At 45.7% G+C, this 24296-nt stretch carries 26 protein-coding genes and 1 pseudogene; 5 read left to right on the top strand and 22 right to left on the bottom strand.

Features of this window, described 5'->3' with window-relative positions; translation table 11 throughout:
* A partial coding sequence (locus B1A75_RS09540) for a transposase family protein (RefSeq protein WP_139761721.1) occupies nt 1-230 on the bottom strand: 230 nt, incomplete at its 3' end.
* A 607-nt stretch (nt 231-837) separates the two neighbouring features.
* Nucleotides 838-1740, bottom strand: coding sequence for a cytochrome c oxidase assembly factor CtaG (ctaG, locus tag B1A75_RS09535; RefSeq protein WP_079936113.1), 903 nt, complete (start codon nt 1738-1740; stop codon nt 838-840).
* On the opposite strand from ctaG, the gene B1A75_RS20770 reads away from it, so the two are divergent.
* On the top strand, nt 1683-1937 hold the full coding sequence (locus B1A75_RS20770) for an ATP-binding protein (protein WP_425439777.1): 255 nt from the start codon (nt 1683-1685) through the stop codon (nt 1935-1937). The two genes, ctaG and B1A75_RS20770, sit on opposite strands and share 58 nt — an antisense overlap.
* Before the next feature lie 372 nt (nt 1938-2309).
* Here B1A75_RS20770 and B1A75_RS09530 read toward each other — a convergent pair whose 3' ends face one another.
* The 5 genes from B1A75_RS09530 to B1A75_RS09510 form a co-directional block, all read right to left on the bottom strand.
* Nucleotides 2310-4448 carry a heavy metal translocating P-type ATPase gene (locus B1A75_RS09530; protein WP_079936112.1) on the bottom strand — a complete coding sequence of 713 codons (2139 nt, stop codon included), beginning with the start codon at nt 4446-4448 and terminating at the stop codon, nt 2310-2312.
* Entirely contained in the window at nt 4441-4809 is a 369-nt protein-coding gene (locus B1A75_RS09525) for an ArsR/SmtB family transcription factor (protein WP_079936111.1), read from the bottom strand. Before B1A75_RS09525 ends, B1A75_RS09530 begins: the two co-directional genes overlap by 8 nt.
* 287 nt (nt 4810-5096) lie before the next feature.
* Nucleotides 5097-6044 (bottom strand): cation diffusion facilitator family transporter, encoded by a 948-nt coding sequence (locus B1A75_RS09520; RefSeq protein WP_079936110.1) that lies wholly within the window; start codon nt 6042-6044, stop codon nt 5097-5099.
* A gap of 14 nt (nt 6045-6058) precedes the next feature.
* Nucleotides 6059-6367 (bottom strand): ArsR/SmtB family transcription factor, encoded by a 309-nt coding sequence (locus tag B1A75_RS09515; RefSeq protein ID WP_079936109.1) that lies wholly within the window; start codon nt 6365-6367, stop codon nt 6059-6061.
* A 116-nt stretch (nt 6368-6483) separates the two neighbouring features.
* A complete protein-coding gene (locus B1A75_RS09510; protein ID WP_062677323.1) occupies nt 6484-6711 on the bottom strand; it encodes a hypothetical protein in 228 nt (75 codons plus the stop codon).
* Between the two features lie 491 nt (nt 6712-7202).
* On the opposite strand from B1A75_RS09510, the gene B1A75_RS20260 reads away from it, so the two are divergent.
* Complete coding sequence (locus tag B1A75_RS20260; protein ID WP_254866620.1) at nt 7203-7433, top strand: hypothetical protein; 231 nt, start codon at nt 7203-7205, stop codon at nt 7431-7433.
* Nucleotides 7434-8034: 601 nt separating this feature from the next.
* Entirely contained in the window at nt 8035-8484 is a 450-nt protein-coding gene (locus B1A75_RS09500) for a hypothetical protein (RefSeq protein ID WP_079936108.1), read from the top strand.
* Nucleotides 8485-8695: 211 nt separating this feature from the next.
* Here B1A75_RS09500 and B1A75_RS09495 read toward each other — a convergent pair whose 3' ends face one another.
* The 4 genes and pseudogenes from B1A75_RS09495 to katG all read right to left on the bottom strand — a co-directional run bounded on the left by B1A75_RS09495 (nt 8696) and on the right by katG (nt 13086).
* Nucleotides 8696-9418, bottom strand: coding sequence for a ZIP family metal transporter (locus B1A75_RS09495; RefSeq protein ID WP_062677327.1), 723 nt, complete (start codon nt 9416-9418; stop codon nt 8696-8698).
* Between the two features lie 136 nt (nt 9419-9554).
* Nucleotides 9555-9785: pseudogene (locus tag B1A75_RS09490) on the bottom strand (PCYCGC motif-containing (lipo)protein); the annotation flags it as partial.
* Between the two features lie 848 nt (nt 9786-10633).
* Entirely contained in the window at nt 10634-10879 is a 246-nt protein-coding gene (locus B1A75_RS09485) for an NUDIX hydrolase (protein ID WP_023634695.1), read from the bottom strand.
* Nucleotides 10876-13086: a catalase/peroxidase HPI gene (gene katG, locus B1A75_RS09480; protein WP_069304240.1), complete on the bottom strand. Its 2211-nt coding sequence runs from the start codon at nt 13084-13086 to the stop codon at nt 10876-10878. The genes B1A75_RS09485 and katG overlap by 4 nt, the downstream gene beginning before the upstream one ends.
* Nucleotides 13087-13401: 315 nt before the next feature.
* Between katG and B1A75_RS19330 the strand changes: the two genes are divergently transcribed.
* Nucleotides 13402-13533, top strand: a complete 132-nt coding sequence (locus B1A75_RS19330) for an iron-containing alcohol dehydrogenase (protein ID WP_023634322.1) — start codon at nt 13402-13404, stop codon at nt 13531-13533.
* 203 nt (nt 13534-13736) lie between these two features.
* On the opposite strand, the gene B1A75_RS09475 is transcribed toward B1A75_RS19330, so the two are convergent.
* The 7 genes from B1A75_RS09475 to B1A75_RS09445 form a co-directional block, all read right to left on the bottom strand.
* Complete coding sequence (locus B1A75_RS09475) at nt 13737-14006, bottom strand: hypothetical protein (protein WP_014195798.1); 270 nt, start codon at nt 14004-14006, stop codon at nt 13737-13739.
* Between the two features lie 24 nt (nt 14007-14030).
* On the bottom strand, nt 14031-14531 hold the full coding sequence (locus B1A75_RS09470) for a hypothetical protein (RefSeq protein ID WP_079936107.1): 501 nt from the start codon (nt 14529-14531) through the stop codon (nt 14031-14033).
* 311 nt (nt 14532-14842) lie between these two features.
* Entirely contained in the window at nt 14843-15031 is a 189-nt protein-coding gene (locus B1A75_RS09465; protein ID WP_023634321.1) for a hypothetical protein, read from the bottom strand.
* On the bottom strand, nt 15028-16257 hold the full coding sequence (locus tag B1A75_RS09460) for a DNA polymerase IV (protein WP_079936106.1): 1230 nt from the start codon (nt 16255-16257) through the stop codon (nt 15028-15030). Before B1A75_RS09460 ends, B1A75_RS09465 begins: the two co-directional genes overlap by 4 nt.
* 65 nt (nt 16258-16322) lie before the next feature.
* Nucleotides 16323-16685 carry a LysE/ArgO family amino acid transporter gene (locus tag B1A75_RS09455; RefSeq protein ID WP_079936105.1) on the bottom strand — a complete coding sequence of 121 codons (363 nt, stop codon included), beginning with the start codon at nt 16683-16685 and terminating at the stop codon, nt 16323-16325.
* On the bottom strand, nt 16682-18130 hold the full coding sequence (locus B1A75_RS09450) for a PH domain-containing protein (RefSeq protein WP_079936104.1): 1449 nt from the start codon (nt 18128-18130) through the stop codon (nt 16682-16684). The genes B1A75_RS09455 and B1A75_RS09450 overlap by 4 nt, the downstream gene beginning before the upstream one ends.
* Nucleotides 18120-18602, bottom strand: coding sequence for a PH domain-containing protein (locus B1A75_RS09445; protein WP_014195793.1), 483 nt, complete (start codon nt 18600-18602; stop codon nt 18120-18122). Before B1A75_RS09445 ends, B1A75_RS09450 begins: the two co-directional genes overlap by 11 nt.
* 205 nt (nt 18603-18807) lie before the next feature.
* On the opposite strand from B1A75_RS09445, the gene B1A75_RS09440 reads away from it, so the two are divergent.
* Complete coding sequence (locus B1A75_RS09440; protein WP_079936103.1) at nt 18808-20181, top strand: amino acid permease; 1374 nt, start codon at nt 18808-18810, stop codon at nt 20179-20181.
* A gap of 571 nt (nt 20182-20752) precedes the next feature.
* On the opposite strand, the gene B1A75_RS09430 is transcribed toward B1A75_RS09440, so the two are convergent.
* The 4 genes from B1A75_RS09430 to B1A75_RS09415 all read right to left on the bottom strand — a co-directional run bounded on the left by B1A75_RS09430 (nt 20753) and on the right by B1A75_RS09415 (nt 24255).
* On the bottom strand, nt 20753-21319 hold the full coding sequence (locus tag B1A75_RS09430) for a YdhK family protein (protein ID WP_079936102.1): 567 nt from the start codon (nt 21317-21319) through the stop codon (nt 20753-20755).
* A gap of 290 nt (nt 21320-21609) precedes the next feature.
* On the bottom strand, nt 21610-22167 hold the full coding sequence (locus B1A75_RS09425) for a TVP38/TMEM64 family protein (protein WP_079936101.1): 558 nt from the start codon (nt 22165-22167) through the stop codon (nt 21610-21612).
* Between the two features lie 31 nt (nt 22168-22198).
* A complete protein-coding gene (locus tag B1A75_RS09420) occupies nt 22199-22879 on the bottom strand; it encodes a response regulator transcription factor (RefSeq protein WP_079936100.1) in 681 nt (226 codons plus the stop codon).
* 2 nt (nt 22880-22881) lie between these two features.
* Nucleotides 22882-24255, bottom strand: coding sequence for a sensor histidine kinase (locus B1A75_RS09415; protein WP_013523746.1), 1374 nt, complete (start codon nt 24253-24255; stop codon nt 22882-22884).
* Nucleotides 24256-24296: the final 41 nt, after the last annotated feature.

Raw genomic sequence — 24296 nt, 5'->3', positions numbered from 1 at the left:
TTCCAGCACCGATAGCGCTTTACCTTTACGAACAAGTACACCGGTTGATGGAAAATCGCCAAATCCCGTACTTTTCTTGTCCGTCTGTCGTGGACAGAGGAAGTGGCAAACCCACAATGAGGGCAACGTTCCTGTGTCTCTGTTTTCTCTACATGAATCGCATAACCATAGGAAAGAAGTTCTTGTTTAATCACTTTAAATTCTGGCAATCCTAGTGGTATCGAAAGCACTTACGAGACCTCCTTAATGTTGATTTCACCGCTAACATTATTGCCAGGATCTCGTCAGTGCTTTCTCTTTTTTGTCACTAAATCACAAAATTTGGTGATGAACCCCAACAATAAAGAAATTTCCATACACAATACAATATTATTAAATGAATATATATTCATATATAAAATATCACTGATTGTATGTAAAATATAAAGGCTACAAAATGGCGAATGGGCGAATGAATTGTTGCTATCTGACAGAATAAAAGTGGTTCTTACATAATCTTGGTGAATAGGAAAGGACTAATTAAGAAAATTAGTGTGTAAATTGGAATTTTTTGGCTTATCATTCTCAATTAATATCGACTTTTCATCAAAAGAACGTAAGAACCATAAAAGTACATAAGTCGGCGGCGTAAAAGTGCAGAATAGCCTCCATAAAAAAGAGCCTTGCCAGTTATCCCAATATCGATTACTCTCCTAATGCTGCGCTATGACAATACAGCTCGTGCTAATGGTCGGTAAAATTGGCAATGAATATTACCATATCCTGTTTTTCTTTGCGTCATCTTATTATAAGTGTTGATTATCCAGCATTTTACCATTAAAACGTTTCGATAAAACATTACCACTCAGAAGGTTGTGACAATGCAGCAGTTTCCAATTTTTCTTTTTCCTTCTCTTTTCGGTACCATTCCCTAAAGGCGAAAAAGAGCATTATGCCATAAATAATTTCTTGAATAATTTTCATTAATATCCCGCCAAGCTGCTGATCGTAAAGAAGCGGAACGGCAAAGAACATCTCTGGTCCTGTTAAATCAAGAGAAGCTAATGTATCGGCAGGAACGCAAAGAGCAAGCGACTTCAACCACATTTGCGGATCGTAATAAGTTGCATATAGCGGTTTCCCTGCAAAAATAATTAAGGCGCACGCCGGAGTTAATAAAGCGCCGTCTGCAAAAATATAGCCTATTTTCTTAAGACCGCTAAGGGACTGCCAGCCCGGCATTTTATTAAGGAGAGGCCACCACATCATCCATGCAGCGATAAAAATCATCGTGGTAATTACCGCATGATAAAGCGCATTGCTGTTCGCTAAGTCAAAAATAAATGGAACGTGATAAAATGAGAACAAGCTGTTAAATAAAACAACCGCAAAAAGCGGCTTTGTCAAAAGCGTTACTGCCGCCTTTAATGGCCGAATTTCGAAAAGCCTCTCAAACAACCAATTTGGTATTCCTAAAATAAGTAATGGTGGAGCCATGAAACTTAATATTGCCATTTGTATCATATGTGCGCTAAAAATCAAACGACCAAGCAAATCAACCGGCGAACCGAGAGAAATATAAAGAAATACAATACCGGTGACAAAATATGCTTTCTGCTTACGCGTTGGCGGTCCTTCCTTTGTAAAACGAGTTCTCCAAGGCCCAACAATCATAAAATACAGACACGTAATCAACAATAGAAATGCAAGGAAATAAGGACTCCATAACGCAACAAAACCAAACATGCTTAAAGATGCCATCCTCATATCACCTCAATTCTTTCTCTTTTCATTATGATACACACCTATTGTTAAGCGCTATCAATCAACCAGCTTGTACATATGAAAAACTCAGCTTAGTAACGTCAAACTCGGAATTTGGACAGTGGAATACGGTATTCGAAGATAAACGTTTAACCGCCGCCATCATTGATTATTTCATCATGCCCATATTCTGACCTTTAATATAAAAACAATATTAAGTTTATGTCCAATATACATAAACCATATAGAATTCTGTCAATGTATACTTGATATTTCAATTTTACCATAAATATAACAAAAGTAAAAGATGATAATAAGATTATCTAAGACTGGAAAGCTCGGCAAATAGCCGAGCTTTTTGTCATTGTCATTTTTATTGTCAAAATAACAAAAATTCTTATCTTATTATGTTACTATTAACTCCCGTTAGCCACCCATGCATCGCTTCGCGACATCACAGATGATGGAAGTTCATTCGTTCTTCCATGGGAGTTGATTAAAGAAATATCTTTATCATGAAAAAAGGATAACCAAATGGCATCCCTTACATTTTTTGAACACAAAGTTTATTCTTTAACTTTTAGCAATCGCATGCTGTTTAATGTTACGATTAATGTTGCTCCCATATCGGCAAATATCGCTAACCATAGCGTTAACCAACCAGGCACAATTAACAGTAATGCCAATGCCTTAATCCCTAAAGAGAAAGTAATGTTTTGCTTAATAATTGCTAAAGCTTTACGGCTCAATTTAATCGTATATGGCAATTTGCTTAAATCATCAGACATTAAGACAATATCGGCTGTTTCTAGGGCTGTATCGGTTCCAGCACCGCCCATCGCCACACCAACGGTTGAAGCTGCAAGAGCTGGTGCATCGTTCACACCATCTCCAACCATTGCCACGCTTTGATGCTTGTCGCGAAGCTCTTTAATGAAATTCAGTTTATCTTCTGGAAGTAAATCGGCTTTAATATCGGAAACGCCGACTTGTTTTCCGATGGCTTCGGCTGTTCTTTGGTTATCTCCCGTCAGCATCACTGTTTTTTCAATGCCGACTTGATGAAGTTTTCGAATAACCTCTTTGGATGATTCTCTTATTTCATCTGCTACGGCAATTAACGCCAGAATTTCTTTTTCCGTTCCTAACGCCATGACCGTTTTCCCTTGTGTTTGAAGGGCTGTAATTTGTTCTTTTATTTCTGATTGGATGCCATTTGGAAGAAGTTCTTCAAAAAGACTTGGACTTCCGACATAATACATTTCGTTATTTACTTTGGCTTTTACCCCTTTACCTGTAATGGACTGGAATTCTTCAACCGATACATCATTAAAATTCAATCCGTCTTCTTCTGCTTTTCTTATAATGGCGGAAGCAAGTGGATGCTGTGAGCCTTTTTCAATGGCAGCTGTAATAGTCATTAGTTCATTTTCATTGCCATTATAAGTGATCACATCAGTGACAGATGGAACACCTTTTGTTAATGTCCCTGTTTTATCAAAAGCGATGACTTTTAGAGATCCTGCTTCTTCTAAATAGATGCCACCTTTAATTAACACCCCGTTTTTCGCTGCATTTCCAATGGCGGTTACAATCGCAACAGGCGTGGAAATGACCAACGCACATGGACAACCAACCACTAATAGAGCTAGACCTCGATAAATCCATTCGCTCCAATCTGCCCCCATAAATAATGGCGGAATAACGGCTAGTAAAAGAGCAAAAATGATAATGACTGGTGTATAGTATTTGGCAAAACGATCCACAAACGCTTGAGAAGGTGCTCGTTCTGCTTGAGCTTCTTCCACTAAATGAATGATTTTCGAAAGAGTTGTATCTTCTACTCGTTTTGTCACTTTTACTTCTAATAATCCTTCTTCATTCAATGTTCCTGCAAAGACTTCATCACCAACTGTTTTCGCTACGGGAACACTTTCTCCCGTAATGGCAGCCTCATTTAATGTAGATGTACCCTTGATGATGATTCCATCCATCGCTAATTTCTGACCGGGCTTTACGATCATAATATCCCCGACTTGAATATCGTCAACAGGGACCATCATTTCTTCATTTCCGCGACGAATTAATGCTTCTTTTGGAGCAATATCCATTAACGATTCAATGGATTGACGAGCTTTATCCATAGAATAACGCTCTAAGGCTTCGCTAATGGCGAATAGAATAACAACCGTTGCACCTTCTCCCCATTCACCAATCGCTGCAGCTCCTAAAATCGCCACTGTCATCAGCGTATTCATATCAAAATTCAATCGAACTAGGTTCTTGAAACCTTTAATAAATAGCGAATATCCACCAATTAAAATCGCTGCAGCATATCCAATTGTCGCAAAGATATGCTCTTCTCCGTATTGCTTCCCTAAAAACCAACTGATCACAAGCAAAACGGCGGAAATATACACTTTAATGTTCTCTTTTTGCTTCCAAAAAGGTTCACGCTTGACTGATTTTTCTTTATCTTCCCGAACCTTTAAGTTTTCAAAAGCTCCTGCTTTTTCTAATTCTTCGATGGTTGTTGTACCCCAAACGGTAATTTTAGATGCTCCAAAGTTTACTTTAGCATCTTGAACACCTGGCAATGATTTTACATTATTTTCAAACTTTGCCGCACAGTTTGCACAAGTAAATCCTTGAACACGGTAGGTTTTCGCTTCTGATTTAGATAATTTTGCTTGTTGTTCAGACACGGACTTTCACCTCTTTATCATGTACTAACGCAATCATGATTAACTGCTTAATATGGTCATCATCCAGCGAATAAAATGCTAGCTTTCCTTCTTTTCGATACTTTACAATCCCTTGTTTATAAAGAGTCCGTAAATGATGGGAAGTGGTTGCAACAGAAGCCCCAATGATATTGGCAATATCACATACACATAACTCTTTATCTTGGCAAAGTGAATAGACAATTTTTGCCCTATTTTCATCTGCCAGTGCTTTAAACAACAGGACAACACTGGATATATCTTCTTTTTGCAATTCCCCTTGTATTCGATTGACTTTTTCTTCGTCATAACAATAAATTTCACATGTATCTTTCTTACTCATTCATTATCCCCCTTTCATATTCAAATTTCCGTTCGAATATATTATACCCCATTTCTTTTATTATTCAAATATTTATTTGAATTAAAAAAAAAGAATGGAATTTAAAAAAATCAACCCAATATTTACCGTGCGATTCATTTAATTAGCTACATCAAAAAATTCTATTAGATAAAAACAATAAACCTCATTATCCGCAAAAAGATAATGAGGTTTACTATTTCTTAAACAATAAATATGCGTTTAAGCCGCTAATCACAATAGCTGACATCACTCTATATTGTTTTTCGCTAGACTTTCATTTCCCCATGATGGATTTGAGAGGTTTCAATTTGAATGGTTGTATGCAGAATCTTAAATTTTTCTTCAATCATGTGAATAGCATCTTGTAAAACCTTTTGGCTGTCTTGATGATCTTCAATCAAAATATGGCAACTTAATGAATCCAACCCTGATGTAATCGTCCAAATATGGAGGTCGTGAACGTTAATCACTCCTTCAATACTTTCTAAGGCTTTTTTCACTTCATTTTGATCAATGGTAATGGGCGTTCCTTCCATCAAAATATGAACCGTATGTTTAATCACTCCCCAAGCGCCTTTCAAGATTAATAAAGCAACCAAAACGGAAATAATGGGATCTGCCACATACCAACCAAAGATCCACATGACAAGCCCAGCAACGATAGCGCCTACGGAACCCAGAGCATCACCGATCACATGAAGATAGGCACTACGAAGATTGACATTATTTTTCACATCCCCTTTTCTCATTAACGCCCAAGCACTTAAAAGATTGGCAAAAAGACCAATGGACGCAATGATCATCATAGAGCCGCTAGCTACCGTTGGTGGGTTGTAAAAACGTTCAATTGCTTCCCAAATAATAAATCCAGCGATAACAAACAAGGTAACTCCATTAAATAAAGCGGCTAAAATTTCAAAACGATAAAAGCCATACGTTTTATTGGGGGAAGCTGGTTTGGTGGCAAACCAAATAGCAACTAGACTAAGAACAAGTGAACTGGCATCACTAAGCATATGACCAGAGTCAGAAAGAAGAGCTAGACTGTTTGTGATTAAACCTCCGAAAAACTCTAACAACATAATTCCAGCGGTAATAAGAAGGGCAATCGTAAGCCCTTTTTTATTACCTTCTCTGCCGTGATCGTGATGGTGTCCGTGGTGATGGTGATGACCATGGTGGTCGTGAGAATGATGGTGGTGATGATGATGCATGATAAAATACCTCCTTAATGATGTTCAGCATGATCAATGGCTTGTTTTAATAATGAAATAACATGTTCGTCATCGCAGGAGTAAAACAGTGTTTTTCCTTCACGGCGATACTTAACCAGTCTCAGATTTCGCAACATACTAAGCTGATGAGAAACAGCTGATTGAGACATTTCCAACACTTCTGCAATATGATTGACATTACACTCTTCTTGCGATAACAAATAAAGAATTTTGATTCTTGTTGGGTCGGATAATACCTTAAATATTTGCGATACATTTTCAATGGTTTCAGATTTTAAGAAAGAATGGTCTTCGGTCTTCATGATGATTTCCCTCACTTTATTTATTATATATGAGCATGTGTTCATATGTATGTATCATATTTTACCTTCATTTTTTTGTCAAGTTTAGGAAATGTTTTTTTATGAAAATGGGTGATTTAGATAATAATGAATGAGGGGGAGACTGAGGACAAACGTTCAGGTGGAAAAATCGGACTTGCAACATGCCGATTTAAGGGGATAAAAAGGACAGCAGCAAACTGTCCTTTCCGAATATCAGCATTAAATTCTTCTTCAAGTTCCCGTATGACGTTATCCTCATTACTTGTTTGTTGTGTTTGTTCCTCTTTTTTCTTAGTTTCTTTCTTGTCTTTATCCCTGTTCATTAGAAACCTCCGTATGAATGCAGTTTATGGATCGATTCAAAATGACCACTTTTTATTGTTCGCTTTCGATTTCATTTTTAGCATCCTTCTTGTTACGTTCTGTATACCATATCATCTTCACATTTTAATTGTGTCACATCCGCTTTCATACTTTTAGCGATGTCTTGAGTTCTGATGAAATAACAAAAACTCCCGAAAGAACCATTTTTGGATTATTTTCTCTACACATCCGCTAGATTATTCTTTGGGATAACATACAAAAAGGCACAATTTAACATAACGGGTTCGGTTGTTGAGTATAAAATTGAAAAAAGTAATACAAAAAGGAGTTCAATTCGCATATGAATTGGACTCCTTTTATTTGTTGATATATCAATGTTTTATTGAATTTATCACCATTAATCGCATTATAATTAGCAAGTGACTGCTGACCAACAGACAGTATTCCAAATATGTGTTAAAATTGATGCTAATTGGACATAAATTCATTGATGCCTTCCCTTTATCGTGTATTTGCCAAAGAAATTCGCTTATCTAATGCCCACCATTTTCTTTGTCAAACGGATAAAACAAAATCTCGGAAACAAGCTCGTGAGGAATTTATTCAAGCAGGAGTGGATTTAATCAACTGGGGAATTAACTTTGGTTATGATTACAAGTTCTTTGCAGAAATTGGCTTTTCTGAAACTGGAAGAATTATTTCATACACACCAATTTCATAAGAAAGTCATTTCAGGTGGCAGCAGTCATTATGAATACGCTGATAATTCGATTGAACATCCACTTGCGACAATTGACAGAGGATTTCGATGAATTGATTGTACAACCAATCTTTCATCATTCGACCCAAAGGACATTGCTAATCGTGAATGACAACGCCACGAATACCTTTATCCAGCACATTCGAAGACGGCTATCTATTTTAGAAAGACCATTGATAACAGCTCGTGGTGACGGAAAAAGCTATATCTATTCAAACTTTAACTCAAAGTATGCTCAAATGGCTCTTACCATACTTCGGACTTACTACAATTTTTGTTTAGTATACAAAACAAAGGAGACAGTAGGAACACCTGCTCAACGATTAGGCATTGCAAAAAAAACAATTTGATTTAAAAGAAATAATTCTATATGCAATAACCTTAAGGGATTTGATATTTTATAGGACCAAATCAGTATACGATTTGTTTTTTATTTTTTGCTGAAATATCAATATTTTTTGACTAAATCCTTTCTAATGATTTTGGTATTTTATGTTAAACTGAATATATAGATTACTCAGAAAGTTAGCAAAGGGAAAATTAACCCATGAGGGGGAAGTGTATGAAAAAGTTTTTAATTACATTATTAGTATTAATTGCGTTAGGCATTGGGGGGGATTTTGTTACTGAACTATTTAGTGCTAAACCACCTTTACCAACCATAACTGTTGGAGAAAAAAAGGTAGAAGTGGCACAAGGTTCGTATTGTTGGAATGGATTACTTAATTCTGTTTGTGCCGATACAAGTTCTCCGCCAGAACTCATTAAAAATCAAGAACTAAAACCTGTGGTTGTACCACCAGATTCCCAATTGAAAATAGAATTCAAAGATGAGCCTAAAGAAAATACATTAGTAGTAAATAGATGGCTTACAAATGAAAAAACAGAAAATGTTCCAATAAATGATAATGTGATACTATTACCAAAAGAAAAAGGTGTATATGTGTATGATGTTTCAGCGAGATGGGAAAAGGGAGATTCAAGTTATGCCTTTGTAATTGAAGTACGGTAGTAACCTTTTAGTAACAGTCTTAATTGAACAAGTCAATATAATTTTAGTTTAAAACGCTTGGAATAAACCCAAGCGTTTTAATGTGCTTTTTACTTTGTTAAATTTGGTTCGAATTTTGTGCTAATTACGCTGTTATTTGTACTGTTTTTCTTGATTTTGTACTTCTGAACCGAACCCGTTAACTTAACATGCACCTTTTTAGTAAAGTCTTTTATAGAAAAAACAAGTAAAATGAAACCAATACAAAACCGATTACAGCCATGATAACGCAGTATATTTTGGTAGATGTGCGTAAAGCTGTTCCAAAAATTTCTTTTCCCGTCACGGAAAGCATTACCCCCATCGCCAATGCGATAATCATTGCTACTAGCCAAGGGACACCCATCCCATAATTACTTCCGATGAAGGCTCCAACTCCTATGGGGGCGGAGGCTATGGTTGCCCCAAGTATGATGCTGAAAATTCCAAACCCAGCCATCAGCAAGGGAGTAAAAACAGCAATCCCTTCTGGAATATTGTGAAGCATGATCGCAGTCATCATTGGTTTAGTCAATGAATCGTGAGTATTGGCTCCAAGTGCGATGCCTGTTGGAAAATTGTGTAGGGCAATACTGAATGTTAAAAATAGACCAGAATGTACAAATAAGTCTTTTTTAGCGTCATTGGTAATAATGATCACATGATGCGAAACCTTTTCTAGATGCTTATAAATAAAATAACCAAAAATCAATCCGACAATAGCAATAAACCAACCTCCAATTTCTATGCTTTCAGGCAAAATTTCCATCGCGACCAGTCCAAATATCATACCACTACATACTGAAAAAATGGTTGGCGTTCCTTTTTGCCAGCCTTTAAACAACCAAGCAATCACTCCGCCAGATAACATTCCAATAGCAGAAGCAGAAAACCCTAAAAGCCAAAGTGAGTTCATCCATCATCCCCCTTGTACTAAGTTGTCTTTACTTTTATATCTGCCAAACTTATAAAATATGCCTTAAGAAAACAAAAAATCCTCCACCGTGGGAGGATTGTAAAGCCTTCGTTTTCGGAAAAGTGAGGTTTGTTTATTATAAAGGCATTGGAGTTTTAGTTGGTTTTGCGTAACCTTCTTTGTACTTTTCATCAATGTAGTGGCGAATTTCCTTTATAGACTTACCTTCTTGTTTCATTTTAATGGATTCCGCGGCGATTTGTAAGCAAACGCCACAACGAGTACCGTGGTCATCCCAGACAACAGAACCATCTTCATTGATTTTTTTGACAAAGCAATTCATACTACTTTTATGTCCTGCACTCTTCTTTTGTTTGGTTATATTGATTATTTAGCACATAGTTATATTTTTTATAATTCTAAAATAAAAAAAACAGTGATTGCTTAACCTTGACTTAGCACAATCAATAAATTTTTTGACGGCTGAAGAGATGTTTTTCAGAGATATTACCGCAATCCCTATGGTACGATAAATGATCTCTTTCTAAATGAATAAAATACAATGTGTGATACACGAAACAAAAGCATTTCAGGAAGTATACTGATTCCAAGATCAGCTTGATTTTCAGCTACTTCATATTTCGATCTTTGGTGGCACTTGATTTTCCTTTAAAATCCGCCTTACATTGTTATCGCTCCCCCACTTTGGCATAATAAACGCTTCTTCTTCCAGTTAGGGAAAGGAAATCATCTGTTGTTCGTGTTCGTGAAAGTGGGTTCATCCGCCAACAATGCAAACTATTATGTCTTTTTTAAAAAGGATGATGTCAAACGATTTAGATGTAGGTAAAGACACAAACACGAAATCTACTGCACCATTCCATTGATCAATATCATTGTAATCCCCTTCTAATAGTCTAATTAGAAGGATGCTGCATCTGGAATTGTTTTATAATTCTGGACAAACTGCTGTGATAAACTAGACAAATAAAAACGAATATGCTATTATCATAGCAATCTTATCCAATTTTTTGGCGGTAATTATCATTTTTTTATACGATTTATCAAAGATTATACGCTATTATTAAGTTAACTTACTGTTTTATCATTTTTTTATCCTTCACTTTATATTATGTTAACTTAAGATGGGAAAAAGAGAGAAAGGAACGTCACGATTCCCTCTACTCCCCCTACGACTCGCCGCGACAGATAGAATTATATGTAATTCAATATTTCACGCGGCGCAAAGTCGTTGATTTTTTGCAATTCGTCTTTGCTCCACCATTTGAGTCCTTTCAGTGTGTCTTTTTCGTTCTTTGTCATTTGTTCGGTAGACAATGCGGTATCGGATTGGATCATGATTTGATAATAAATTTCCCGGCTAATGAAAGAGATTTCTAGACATACAAAAGCAGCTTGCCAATTCAGCGGCAAGCTGCTTCTTTTTGCCTCACTGATCAAACCGTGACCGACTCTTTGGCTTGTTTCAAATGAATATCAAAGCGGTCGGCGTTCATGATTTTCACCCAAGCGTTGATGAAATCGCGGACGAATTTTTCTCGGTTGTCGTCTTGGGCGTAAAATTCCGCGTAGGAACGAAGAATGGAGTTGGATCCGAAAATGAGATCCACCCGGGTCGCCGTCCACCGCACTTCGCCCGTTTTCCGGTCGCGGATTTCATAAATGCCGCTGTCTGTCGGCACCCATTCATAGTTCATATCCAACAAGTTGACAAAGAAGTCGTTGGTCAGCACCCCGATGCGGTCAGTGAAGACGCCATGAGGCAGATCGCGATAGTTCGCGCCCAACACGCGCAAACCGCCAACTAAGACCGTCATTTCTGGGGCGGTCAGCCCGAGGAGCTGGGCTTTGTCGACGAGCAGCTCTTCCGGCGGAACGCTGTACTCTTGCTTTTGATAGTTGCGGAAGCCATCTGCGAACGGTTCCAACACGGCAAAGCTTTCGACATCGGTTTGCTCTTGTGTCGCATCGCCGCGGCCAGGGAAAAATGGCACTTTGACATCAAAGCCGGCGTCGCGGGCTGCCTTTTCCACCGCAGCGCTGCCGCCAAGGACGATCAAGTCGGCGATGCTTACTTTTTTCGGCAGTTCGCGCTGGATGTCCTCGTAGACGGACAGCACTTTGGCGAGCCGCTCCGGTTCGTTCACTTCCCAGTCTTTTTGCGGCGCGAGACGAATGCGGGCGCCGTTGGCTCCGCCGCGCTTATCCGAGTTGCGGAACGTGCTGGCCGAGGCCCAAGCTGTTTTCACAAGTTCACTGACGGTCAGGCCCGAGTTCAAAATTTTGGCTTTGATTTCTTCAATTTCCGCTTCTGTCAATTCGTAATCGACTTCTGGAATCGGATCTTGCCAGATGAAATCTTCTTTCGGAACTTCCGGGCCGAGATATCTCGTTTTCGGTCCCATATCCCTATGGGTAAGCTTGAACCATGCCCGGGCAAACGCCTCTGCAAATTCTTCTGGATTTTGATGGAATCGGCGGGCGATTTTTTCGTATTCCGGGTCAAACCGAAGCGCCAAATCGGTCGTCATCATCATCGTCGGAACTTTTTTCGACGGATCCTCGGCATCCGGAGCCAAGTCTTTTTCATCCGGGTCGACCGCCATCCATTGCCATGCCCCGGCTGGGCTCTTCGTCAGCCACCAGTCATAGCCAAACAGCATGTCAAAGTACGACGTATCCCACTGGGTTGGCGTCGGCGTCCAAGCGCCTTCAATGCCGCTTGTGATCGTATCGCTCCCTTTCCCTTTTCCATACGAGCTGATCCATCCCAGCCCTTGCGCTTCAATCGGGGCGGCTTCCGGCTCAGGACCGACGTGCGTGGCAGGACCGGCGCCGTGCGCTTTTCCGAACGTATGACCGCCGGCGATCAAGGCGACCGTTTCTTCATCGTTCATCCCCATGCGGCGGAACGTCTCGCGAATATCGCGCGCCGCTGCTTTCGGATCCGGCTTGCCGTCCGGCCCTTCTGGGTTGACGTAGATTAACCCCATTTGCACCGCGGCGAGCGGGTTTTCGAGCTCGCGATCACCGGAATAGCGTTCAGAGGCGAGCCACTCTTTTTCCGATCCCCAATAAACGTCTTCTTCCGGATGCCAGACGTCAACGCGGCCGCCGCCAAATCCAATCGTTTTTCCACCCATCGATTCAATGGCGACATTGCCCGCCAAAATGAACAAATCGGCCCAAGAGATTTTGTTCCCGTATTTCTTTTTGATCGGCCATAACAACCGCCGCGCTTTATCCAAGTTGGCGTTATCCGGCCAGCTGTTTAACGGCGCAAAGCGCTGCGTGCCGGTCGAAGCGCCGCCACGGCCGTCGCCGATGCGGTACGTGCCAGCTGAATGCCAGGCCATGCGGATAAACAACGGCCCGTAATGGCCATAGTCGGCCGGCCACCAGTCTTGGCTTTCCGTCATCAGTTTGCGCAAATCTTCTTTGAGCGCCCAATAGTCTAGTTTTTGAAACTCCTCAGCATAGTTGAACTCTTCATCATGAGGATTCGTTTTTCGGTCATGTTGATGGAGAATGCTTAAGTTCAGCTGGTTCGGCCACCAGTCTTTGTTCGTCGTTCGATTCGAAGACTGATTCGTTACGCTTCCGTGAAACGGACATTGGGCTGCATTCTGACGATTTTGATTTTCCATTCTCCTGTTCTCCTTTCCCTTAATTAACAAAAAATAGAAATTCCATCATTACCATTTCTAACTGTTTTGTTGCCAGTCAAAAATGATAATGATTTGTACATTAGAATTATACTAAATTTATATTTGATAGTAAATAATAAAAGATACCTTTTATTATTTTTATTTGTGTTGCTATACCAGTCCAAGGTATGCCACTATTAATTTATGTTTCAATTGATTTAGAATTCAGTTATTTTTTAATATATAAAAGACGATGGCTTGTTTCATGAAAAACGCCGCTAGCTGAAAAAGGCAAACGCAGCACTAAGAACATCGTTGACGATTCAATTGACGCTAAAAGATGCCGCTCTCCGCCCGGCGTTAGCCGTGCTTGATCCGGAGCTGACGTTTACGATGCGGAAGCCAGTGACTGCAGCAACGGGGGTGGATGCCTTGCGTCAGAAATAGCTTGATCATACGCTATTTTCTTATGAAAGTACCGCTCAACGGACAACCACTGCCTGCCGGAAAGAATATACGATGCCCTGGTATAATCGTAATAAGTATAAAAACATTTCAACCACTTACATGATATATAGTCAAAAACCGGTCATTCATCTCCTCATGAAAATGAGGGGGATTCTGACCGGTTTCTCCTAAAGCGGACACCGTTAAGAAGGGAAATAGAGCTCTACAGCCCGATGCTGGCCATAAAACCGATAACGCCTCGGGAAATCGTGTACGATCTCATAGCTTGGGTAGTCATCCAACCGAATGGACCAGCGAATGCGCCCATCTTTGATGAAAGATAGCAGACCGTCTGATCGTTCGATGCCATCAAAGAAAAACCCGTCACGCGCCACCAGCTCGTCTTCTTCATAGAAGTTGACGACAACTTGGCGATGGCGGTATTCCGTCAGCAAAGAAAGCAAGTCACCCACGTTTTCTCTCTCCCTTACACGTGATTAGATCGACCAAAATAGATGAAGGAGAAACAAACCGGCAAACAGCAAGGCAGAGACAAGATGAAACGTTCTTCTCCACCCTGACGCTTTTTGCCGCCGAAGGACACCTGCAAACAAGGTGATGGCCAACATCGCGAGGCTTGCATAACCGGTCACCAGTTTCCCATGGCCAAAACCGATCACCGCTCCGAGTTTCCATGCCATCACCACTCCGTGAAAGACAATCAAGCTCGTTCCGACAACCGCGAGCGGGATGTGGGCTTTCATCATGCTTCTTGCTATCCGCGCTAACGTGACTTTGACCTTCCGGATTTTTGTTTTGCGGATGACAAGGAAGATAAAATACATATTGACATTGACCAAAAACAGCAGCACCGCCACTTGTGCCAGCCATTTTCCTGCCAGCACCGCAGCTGAGTCGTTCGGGCGAAACAGCCAGATATAAACCGCCGTGCCGATCACCAACAGCGCATTAATGATCATCCAAACATAGTGGGCCATACATCCTCCATGGTTGTTCCGTTTACCATCCATTTTACCCCAAAAAACCATCCCGTCGGAGTGAGGATCATCACACCACAAACGCAGGGGCACTTCCAATACCTAGGTGCTTCCCCTCATTGACGGAAAGCCGTAGGCCGACTTTTTCACTCAACCAAAGCCAATCGGTTCATCCCATGTCGAAGAGAGCGACGCTCTGCCTGAGATGAACCGATGGCTACTTTGTCACCAGGGCTCGATTGTCCATAACCGTTTGTCTCTAAATGGTGCCGCGGCATCTAAACTCGACGGCGGGCATCGTCTTTCGCTTGTTATAACACTAGATATACCCCGATTCCCGCCGCTAGCACAAGGGCCAACCCGGCATAAATCAACACTAGGCGGGTGAGATTGCCTTTGGTTGCTGATGTGTACTGTTCGTCCCCCCGCCCCGACAGCGCGAGCGTGCCGATGAGGCCTGCAAGCATCACGACAGCCGCGGCAATCATTGAGATCGTCAACGTTCTTCCCCCTCTTTCGTTTGCCTGTCGGATGAAAGCGGCTCAACACCTATCTGCAAGGCACGGGCGCCAAACTTCGCCTGCAGCTGTTCAACCGTTTTCCAAAGCGGTTCCATTTTCGCCTCCTTTTCATAATGAAACAAATCGAGCTGCTTCACGGCCCCGGTCCGGTCAAACACATGGAGCGCGGCGACGCCAAGAAGCCGCACTGGACGACCGTCCCAATGCTTTTGGAACAACCGTACAGCATAGGAAAAGATGTCTTCCGCATCCCATAACGGATCCATTCCGGTTTGGCTACGAGTGATGGTTTGAAAATCGTAGTAGCGAATGGTCAGTTGAACGGTCCGCGAGACAACCCGCTTTTCGTTCATCCTCGCACTGACAGACTCAGCCAACTGGCGCAAGACAACGAGCAAGTTCTGTTCCTCATCCATATCGTACGGCAACGTTGTTGAGTGTCCGATCGATTTTCTCTTTTCCGCCGCCACTGGATCAACCGGACGCGGGTCGATGCCGTTCGCTTTCTCTTGAAGGCGCAAACCATAGATGCCAAACGTCTGACGAAGACGCTCGCGGTCAGCTTTGGCAAGATCGCCGATCGTATGGAGGCCAAGCGCATGCAGCTTCTTCGCTGTTTTGTCGCCGACGCCATGCATCTGTTCGACCGGAAGCGGCCATAGCACGCGCGGGACATCGCGTTTGCGCAGCACGGTGATGCCAAGCGGCTTTTTCATGTCGCTTGCCATTTTCGCCAAAAACTTATTCGGGGCGATGCCAATACTCACCGGAATCGACAACCGCTCAAGCAGTTCTTGTTGGATATGGTGCGCCAAAGCGAGCGGGTGAACCGTTGGCGTCCGCCCGGTCATGTCCAAATAGCCTTCATCAATGGAGGCGCGCTCCAATACGGGCGAGAAACGCTGTAAGCATTGAAACAAGCGACGGCTTACTTCGCGGTATAACGCGAAATCCGGCGGCCGCACGACGAGCGATGGACAGCGTTTTTTCGCTTCCCAAAGCGGCATCGTCGTATAGATGCCAAACTGTTGTTTCGCTACATAGCTGGCCGCCAGCACAATTCCTTTCCGCTCTTTCGGGTCTCCTGCCACAACGACCGGTTTTTTCTGAAGCGATGGATCACGGACGATCTCACAGCTAGCGAAAAACGAATTGGCGTCTACATGAAAAATGATCCGCCCATGCGATTCGCGCTCCGTTTGCATCTTTCTTCCCTTCTTTTCTTTCGTTGTTTCCTATTTTAGCAGATCATTTGTTCGTTGGGAACAACTCAGGTCGCTTTCAAGGCGGCAAAAGCGATTTGTTTGCGGGGCGGAAACCGTTCCGCCGCTTCGCTTTCGCCTGTTGAAGGCTCGCTCTTCCATGTACTCCAGCCCATATACAGCAAAAAAAGAATGCCAGCCCCCATCACGGCTGTTTTCAGCCAAGCGGAACCAAGCCAAACGAGCGAGACGCCCAAAACGGCGAGGAAAATCAACAACGTATCACACAACGACGCCGTCAGCACCGCCGGCAAGGCATGCCGCCAACGCCGCTGGACCGCTCCTTGGGTCAAAATGAACACGTTTTGCATCCCCAATGGCAAAATGAGTCCAAACGCAAGGATAAGCCCGTGAAGAAAGGCCTTCATCATGTTTGGTCCCCCTTTTCCCCTTGCAGCCAGCGATAGATCGAAGCGGCATCTTCTTCATCCACATCCACGACACGGGAGCGGGTGCCGACCGGCATGACGGAAGCCGAGATTGTCGCCAACTGTTTTTTTCTTTGCCACCATGTCGTTGCGATTTCCAACGATTGGACGTGACGCTTTAACAAATGCGCGGTCGTTCGCCGAAACCAGCCGTTGCGGAGCGACAGCTGCTTCGAGGAAAGCGCCCAGCCGGCCGCTTGATAGCGCCGCGCCCCGATCCACAGAGCAAGCGGCAACACAAACAAAAGCCCTGCTCCCCATGGACGCTCCATATACGCGGCAACTCCAACCGGAATCGTCAACCAATAAAGCGGGCGAAGCATATATCGACTTTTTGCACGCTGAGGAAGCGGACAAAATGGCACATCGAGGCGATACTCGGGCAAACAAGCCTGAACAATGGGGACGATGCGATGCTTTTTGACCAGCGGGCAAAGAACGACTTCCCCTGACGGTCCGCCATCGAGCGCTCCGCCGGCATGAATAATGGATACAGAGGCGTATCCGAAAAAACGGCGCAGCCAATTCTCATGAATAACGACGCCTTGGACGCGGTCAACAGGGACGGACACCGCTTTTCGTTCCAACCATCCGCGAGCAATCACAATCGTGTCTTCTTGTTTCCGCACGACAAACGAAGCGCACCGGATCATATTTTGCACGATGGCCACTCCATAGGCGGCCAAGAGAATCGACAAGATCAATAGAGCAATATACCATCGTCCATGTCCGTTCCATGTCGACTGAATATCACGGACAAGCGCCTCATACGGAATGAAGTCGCTAAATTGCGACAAAAGCGCACATAAAGCGGCGACCACGCCAAGCGCCCCACCGCTTGTCAACGAAGCGACCCATACTTCTTTCATCGATAAGGTAAACAGAACAGGATGTGGGCGGTTCGCGAGTGGCTCCGGATGGGAAGCGTTTTCCGCCTTGTGTTTCGCCTGTTCCACGCATCGTTGCAGGCGGCGGGCTTCTTCCCTTGATATGGCCCGAAGCGTCACTTCTGCTTCACCGAGGGCATCGCCCGCCGTCTCAATATGCACTTGGACGACCCCCGCCATCCGCTGCCATATTCCCTCTGTCACCGAAATCCCATGAATGCGCTCCAACGGAATGGAACGTTTTTTGCGAACAAACACCCCTTCTTCAACGACCAAGCAAGTGTCATCCCACTCATATGTAAAACGAAGCCAAGAAAGAACGCCCATGACCAGCGTGTAAATGAGGGCGGCCAACGGCACAAGAATATCGGTCCATGAAAACCCATGGCGACTGCCGGCTGCCATGATGACTAGAAGAGGAACGACCATATTTTTTAATTCTTTTCCTAGCCCGGCCATAATGGCAATCGGATGGAGGCGGCGTCTTGCTTTACGCGTCATTGTCATCCGCCACCTTCGCCCACTCCGCAATCAAGCAGCAAAGCCGTTCTGCTTCTTCCATCGGAAGAGCGGGAATTTCATGAGCGGCCGCCGCCGTGAACACCGCGATGGAAGCCAATCCATACCGCTTAAGGAGCGGGCCTTGCCGCACATCGACATACTGAACGCGGGTCATCGGAATGAGCGTTCGCTTCGTGGACCAGACCCCGCGCTGAATGTCGATTTCTTCTTCGCGAATAGCGTAACGCCAACGGCGCTGGCGAAGCACAGGCACCCATCCCACCCATAGAACCACTTCAATCAACCAGATGCCGGCTAACATCCCCAAACACCATTTCGGGACATGAAAGCGCGCCAGCACCCACGCCATTCCGCCAATGACGGCGCCAGAAACCAATGTCCCCAACGCTCCGGTCCAACGCCACACGGTGATGGCTTTTTCCGAAATCGGTTTACCGCTGTTGCGAAGCATCCTACCAATCTCCTTTTGGCGAGTTCAAAATCTGTTTCCAGTATAACAAAACATTTCCACATTAACGACATGTTTTTTGCGAAACATTGACAGAAAAACAAAACGATTATATTCTAAAACTATCTTTTTTGCTTAATTGCATAAAAGCGTAAAAGCAAAAAAGTACATCATGAAATGAACTTCGTGTGAGAAAGGTTGTTGCTGTATGGAACATTCCCGCCCCTCATTGCAAAAAGGGCTGCTGCCCCGCCATGTGCAGTTGATGGCGCTCGGCGGCATGATCGGCACCGGCATTTTCAAAGGGAGCTCTGATACGATTCACATGGCCGGACCGAGCGTTATTCTTACGTATCTCCTCGGCGGCGCGCTGTTGTTTCTCATTATGGCCGCCTTAGCGGAGATGGCCATCGCCTATCCGGGTGAAAACGTTCAGCATTTGATCCGCCGGGCGTTTGGATTTCGCTGGTCGTTTCTCGTCGGGTGGCTGTATTGGGCGAACTGGACGTTGGTCACGGTCGTCGAGCTGCTGGCGGCAGGCAGTTTTTTGCGCTATTGGATGCCGGCGGTGCCGCTTTGGCTGCTCGCTCTTAGCTGCGCGCTGTTTATCATCGTGCTGAACTTGTTTCCTGTTCGCTACTATGGGGAAACAGAATTTTGGCTCGCTGGGTTGAAAGTGGCGGCGCTGGGGCTGTTCATCTTGCTTGGGGTCGGCATGTGGTTGGGAGTGATCGAAGGAGCGGACGGAAACCCATGGAGCCGTTATGCAACGTACGACGCCTGGTTTCCGCATGGGATCGGCGGCATGATCAGCGCCCTGCTTGTCGTCATGTTTTCATACGGCGGAGCGGAGCTGATCGGTGTAGCGGTGACGGAGATGAAAGACGCCGACCGGGTGCTGCCGCGGGTGATCCAAACGACGATATGGCGGGTCGTCGGCTTTTATGTGTTGCCGATCGCCATCATTTGCGGCATCATGCCCTGGAGCGCCGTATCGGCGGAAAACAGCCCATTCGTCCAAGTGCTCGAGGCCACTGGCATTCCGGGCGCCGCCCATGTGATGAACGCTGTTTTGCTTGTGGCCGTCTTATCGGCGGCCAACACCGGGGTGTACGCCACGTCTCGCTTGCTCTTTTCCATGGCTGAGCAAGGAGAAGCGAGCCGCCGCTTGTTGCGGACGACGCGACACGGGGTTCCGCTTTACGGGATGGGAATGGTCGCCGTCTGCATCGCTCTAGGGGTCGTTGGCGCGTACTTGGCGCCGGGGCGGATCATCGGCGAGCTGATGACAATCCCTGGGTTTACGGTGCTGATCGTCTGGATGATGATCGGCGCGGCCCAACTCAAACTGCGGCCGCATTACGACACGAATCCGTTTTTCCGCGTCAAAGGATTTCCGTACACGACGCTCATCGCCGTCGTGTCGCTCGGCGCGATTTGGGTGAGCTTTTTATTCCAGCATGATCATCGAATCGGGTCGGTTCTTTGCCTAGTGATCTTGGCGGTTCTGGCGATGTATGGGGCGGTCAAAGAAAAACAGCGCCGGCTGCCGGAACAGAACATCGACGAACAATCTGCATGAACAAGAGTGCACAAAAAACAGGCCGCTCGTGCCGTTATGACCGGCGCCTGTTCTCTTGTCCTCTCGGGCTGTCCCCCCCCCCCCCGCCATTCTTCCCACGCTCGCCAACCGACGACCTCCATGCAAAACGCCAAAATCAGCGCCTGCTCATCCACTCGCCGCTCGGCCCATAAACGATACAAACGGATCGCAGCCCCGTATCCGAACCAACCGAAGCAAAACAACAATGCCCCCAACCAAAACCATTTCATCGTTTTCCTCTCCCTGTTCATGTTCCCTTCCGCCGAAAGAGGCGGATTTTCTCGCTCACACCTTCTGTCATCCAACAGACTTTTGATTTCATTCTACCTTGATGTCCAAAAAAACAACTGGACTGACCGGCTGCCTTCAAGACCGGCACAACATATAGCGCGAAAAAAGAAGACCGATGCACAGATGGGAAGAGGGTGTCCCGATCCTTTTGGGACACCCTGTTCGTGCCATGGACAATATTGTGCACGGAATGATGGAAAAGAGGCGTCTCGCCGCTTCAGAGCCCCCTTGCTGCGCGTATGATGCCAATGTCGATTCGCTATTTCGCCGGCGACAGTTCATCTTCGGTCACCCATTTGTGGTTTGCTACTTTTTTACCGGTTTCTGTATCGATGTAATCGACCATATACACCGTCGTTTGTTGGGCGGAGTCGATGATGGCTTTCGCGCCTTTCATCCCTTCCATATGGTCGGCATTCAAGACGACTTCGTCCCCCGGCTGGAACGGTTTGTCACCGGCGTTTTCGATTTCTTCATGGATGACCCATTTATGGTTTTTCACTGGTTTCCCGCCCGTGGTTGGAGTGTATGTGACCGTATAGACGATCGTGTCAAAGGCACCGGTGACAGTCGCCTTGGCTCCATCCATTCCCGGCATATGATCCGCATGGATGATGACTTGGCTTCCAATCGGATACTTTGGTTGTTTCGCTTCCTTCAATCCAGCCGGCACCTCTCCTGAACCCGAGTGGTTCATTCCCTCATGACCGGTGTGAGAAGCCGTATTTTCCTTTGGCGCTTTGTTGTCGTCTGCACCGGTGCAGGCGGATAGCAAGAGCGCTGCCATGACCGAAGTTGTGCCTAGCAACATTTTTAATTTTTTCATCGTTTTCACCCTCCTTGCCTTGTTAGCATACCCGGCATTTGTGCAGATTTTATGGAGATGGCCTTGATCGTGCAAAAAGTGGCGACCGTGCATGTAAACATGTGATGGAAAGGCGAGGTTTGCCGGTCTGTGGAGCTGCAGGCTGTGGTGCAAGAGGAACCGATGAGCCCTGGACGCAGGAAGACGGCAGATGGCCGCAGCGGATTTCCCCTGTTTTTAAGTATACAAAGTCTCTTCCACCGCCTTAAACGGAAGAGGGAGCGGGAGCCTGCTGTTTCCGCTTCTCCGTTTCATCCAGGCATCTTTTTCCTTATCTTCCGCCAAATAAACAAAAACATGGCTCCGGATAAAACAGCAAGAATGAGTTTTCCTTGCCACGTGACGCGGATCACCTGATCGACAGCATACGCTTCCATCCATAAAGCTGGGAGCTTGCCGAGCGAACTGGCGGCCGCAAAGACGAGGAAGGACGTGCGGCCGATGGCGGCGACAAACGTTACCACCCCTGATGGCACAAACGGCAACAGTCGAAGCGCGAAAATGAGCCCAAACGCCTCCTTGCCACTGGCATGAAGCAACGGCTTCACCTTGGGATGGGAAAGCCATGTGGTTTGGCTCCATCGGCGAAGTCCTTTTCGATACAAGACAAACGAGACGACCGCTCCGAGCGCCTCGCCGGCAAACGACACCCAAAAGCCGGGCCAAAATCCGAAAACGGTCAAATTGGCGGCAGTCAAAAAGGCGCTTGGTACGACCCCGAGCACGCTGATCGCCACATTACAGGCTAGACTCAAGAAGTACGCCGCTCCGCCGTATGCTTGAAGGAACTCAATCATCCGTTCTTCCATTTGGCCCAAACGCCTCTCTTTCCGAAAATGGTTATGACTTGCGCCCTTCCCATTTGTAGCCGACGCCCCAGACCGTCTGCAAATATTCGTCCGCTGGGAACCCCGCTTTCCGCAATTTTTCGCGGATGTTTTTCATGTGGGAGTCAACGGTCCTCTCTTCCGTATCAGCGAGATAGCCCCATAGCGATGAGATGATTTGCCCTCGGCTGAACACCTGATTCGGGTGCTTTAACAGCAGCCCCAAAATGGCAAATTCTTTCGGCGTCAACGCAATCGGCTTATCTTCGTAGCGGACCGTATGTTCCTCTTCGTCCCATACAAGCCCGGCCGCGCGAATGGCGGAACGACCGCCGGCTGTACGGCGCAGCACCGCTTCAATGCGAGCAAGCAGTTCCGCCTCGTCAAACGGTTTCGTCACATAATCGTCCGCTCCGATTTTCAATCCTTGGACAATATCCGCCGTCTCATCGCGAGCGGTGACCATCATGATCGGCACATTCGAAAACGATCGGATGCGGCGGCACGTTTCCCATCCGTCGAGTTCTGGCATCATGACATCAAGCAGCACCAAATCGGCATGATGGCGCCGCAAATAGTCAATGGCTTCCGCCCCCGAACGCCGTTTCACGCAGCGGTAGCCGTTCGGCGCTAAATACAATTCCAATAAATCAAGCATCCGCTCTTCATCATCAACCAACAGCAAGGTATACATCGTTATCCCTCCGGCAGCGTAATGAGGATGGTCGTTCCTTTTCCTTGTTCGCTTCTAGCGGCGATCGTTCCCCCGTGCGCCTCGACGATTTCTTTGGCAATCGCCAAACCGAGTCCGGTCCCGCCGCTTGTCCGCGACCGCGATTTGTCAACCCGGTAAAACCGCTCGAAAATCCGGGGCACATCTTCCGGCGGAATGCCGGTTCCTTCATCGGACACGGCAATGACGATTCCTTGCTTTTGAAGGTGAACGGCGACGGCCACCGTCGTGCCGGAAAACGCGTACTTTCGTGCATTGTCAAGCACGTTGATCATCACTTGCTCGAACCGCTGCCGATCGATCGCGGCCATGACCGAACCGGGGCACTGGCACACAAGCGACAGCGATTTTTCCTGAAACGCGGGGCGCAGTTTTTCACACAATTTTGTCAAAAACGAACAAAGATTCGTCGGCTGCTTTTCAATCTGGAACGAGTGTTGCTCCAGTTTGGCTAATTCAAACAAATCTTTGACCATCTTTTCAATCTTTTCCGCTTCTTCGTAAATGATCGCCATATAGTTCGCCCGCTGCTCCTCAGACAGATGCGGACGCCTAGCAATGTCGGCGTATCCTTTCACATACGTCAGCGGCGTGCGCAATTCATGAGAGATGCTCGCTAAAAATTCGCTCCGCTCTTGTTTCAAATACGCCAAATCGTTGGCCAGCGTTTGAATCGCTCTCCCGAGTTGCGCCAGCTCGTCGTTGCCTTTCATCTCGAGGCGGACGGAAAAATCCCCCCGGCTGAGCGCCTCGGTCGCCTGTTTCATGCGAAGGAGCGGCATCGTGATGGCGCGGGAGAAAAAGGCGATGGTCAACACGGTGATCGCCACCGACAGCACGCCAACGACGATAAAATGATGCTTCAGTTTATACACCATCGTCCGGATCGAGCGGGTGTCTTGAAACATATACACATATCCTCTTGTTTCACCCCTGATTTGAATCGGGCTGACGGCGGCGATATGCGATGCCCGCTTCCAGTCGGTTTCGACCATCATTCCCCGGCGGGGAATATGGCGACCGTTCGTTAAAGGAATGATGCGCTTGGCAAACGGAACAATGCCGCTAGAAGCCGATACAATCCGGCGCCGGGCGTCAGTGATGGCGACATCGGTTTCCGCCTCTGATTCCATCATCACGACATGCGCCAACGTCGTTCGATCGTTATTTTTCTCCAAGACGTTGCGGTGGCTGTTTCCCCGCGCCAACAGCTGCGCGAATTCTTCCTCGATGCGCGCATGGACGAGCGTAGCATAGAGGGAAACGAACAGCACCATTTCAATGGCCAAGACAAAGGCAAAAAACAGCATTCCGAGTTTCCATGACAGTTTTCGCACGGATTCCTCTCCTCATCCATCAAGCCCGAGTGTCATTTCAA

Source organism: Geobacillus sp. LEMMY01 (assembly GCF_002042905.1).
Taxonomy (GTDB): domain Bacteria; phylum Bacillota; class Bacilli; order Bacillales; family Anoxybacillaceae; genus Geobacillus; species Geobacillus proteiniphilus.
The sequence above is the reverse complement of the archived record's forward strand: the minus strand, read 5'-3'. Positions and strand labels throughout refer to the sequence as shown.

What these genes read in the sequence shown, in the direction of transcription:
- B1A75_RS09460 (WP_079936106.1), bottom strand. Translation starts at nt 16,257, where the DNA reads ATGCAAACGGAGCGCGAATCGCATGGGCGGATCATTTTTCATGTAGAC.
- B1A75_RS09450 (WP_079936104.1), bottom strand. Translation starts at nt 18,130, where the DNA reads ATGACGCGTAAAGCAAGACGCCGCCTCCATCCGATTGCCATTATGGCC.
- B1A75_RS09455 (WP_079936105.1), bottom strand. Translation starts at nt 16,685, where the DNA reads ATGATGAAGGCCTTTCTTCACGGGCTTATCCTTGCGTTTGGACTCATT.
- B1A75_RS20260 (WP_254866620.1), top strand. Translation starts at nt 7,203, where the DNA reads ATGCCTTCCCTTTATCGTGTATTTGCCAAAGAAATTCGCTTATCTAAT.
- B1A75_RS09515 (WP_079936109.1), bottom strand. Translation starts at nt 6,367, where the DNA reads ATGAAGACCGAAGACCATTCTTTCTTAAAATCTGAAACCATTGAAAAT.
- ctaG (WP_079936113.1), bottom strand. Translation starts at nt 1,740, where the DNA reads ATGGCATCTTTAAGCATGTTTGGTTTTGTTGCGTTATGGAGTCCTTAT.
- B1A75_RS09445 (WP_014195793.1), bottom strand. Translation starts at nt 18,602, where the DNA reads ATGCTTCGCAACAGCGGTAAACCGATTTCGGAAAAAGCCATCACCGTG.
- B1A75_RS09425 (WP_079936101.1), bottom strand. Translation starts at nt 22,167, where the DNA reads ATGGAAGAACGGATGATTGAGTTCCTTCAAGCATACGGCGGAGCGGCG.
- B1A75_RS09495 (WP_062677327.1), bottom strand. Translation starts at nt 9,418, where the DNA reads ATGAACTCACTTTGGCTTTTAGGGTTTTCTGCTTCTGCTATTGGAATG.
- katG (WP_069304240.1), bottom strand. Translation starts at nt 13,086, where the DNA reads ATGGAAAATCAAAATCGTCAGAATGCAGCCCAATGTCCGTTTCACGGA.
- B1A75_RS09440 (WP_079936103.1), top strand. Translation starts at nt 18,808, where the DNA reads ATGGAACATTCCCGCCCCTCATTGCAAAAAGGGCTGCTGCCCCGCCAT.
- B1A75_RS09470 (WP_079936107.1), bottom strand. Translation starts at nt 14,531, where the DNA reads ATGGCCCACTATGTTTGGATGATCATTAATGCGCTGTTGGTGATCGGC.
- B1A75_RS09430 (WP_079936102.1), bottom strand. Translation starts at nt 21,319, where the DNA reads ATGAAAAAATTAAAAATGTTGCTAGGCACAACTTCGGTCATGGCAGCG.
- B1A75_RS09520 (WP_079936110.1), bottom strand. Translation starts at nt 6,044, where the DNA reads ATGCATCATCATCACCACCATCATTCTCACGACCACCATGGTCATCAC.
- B1A75_RS20770 (WP_425439777.1), top strand. Translation starts at nt 1,683, where the DNA reads ATGCAAGGAAATAAGGACTCCATAACGCAACAAAACCAAACATGCTTA.
- B1A75_RS09420 (WP_079936100.1), bottom strand. Translation starts at nt 22,879, where the DNA reads ATGTATACCTTGCTGTTGGTTGATGATGAAGAGCGGATGCTTGATTTA.
- B1A75_RS09510 (WP_062677323.1), bottom strand. Translation starts at nt 6,711, where the DNA reads ATGAACAGGGATAAAGACAAGAAAGAAACTAAGAAAAAAGAGGAACAA.
- B1A75_RS09500 (WP_079936108.1), top strand. Translation starts at nt 8,035, where the DNA reads ATGAAAAAGTTTTTAATTACATTATTAGTATTAATTGCGTTAGGCATT.
- B1A75_RS09525 (WP_079936111.1), bottom strand. Translation starts at nt 4,809, where the DNA reads ATGAGTAAGAAAGATACATGTGAAATTTATTGTTATGACGAAGAAAAA.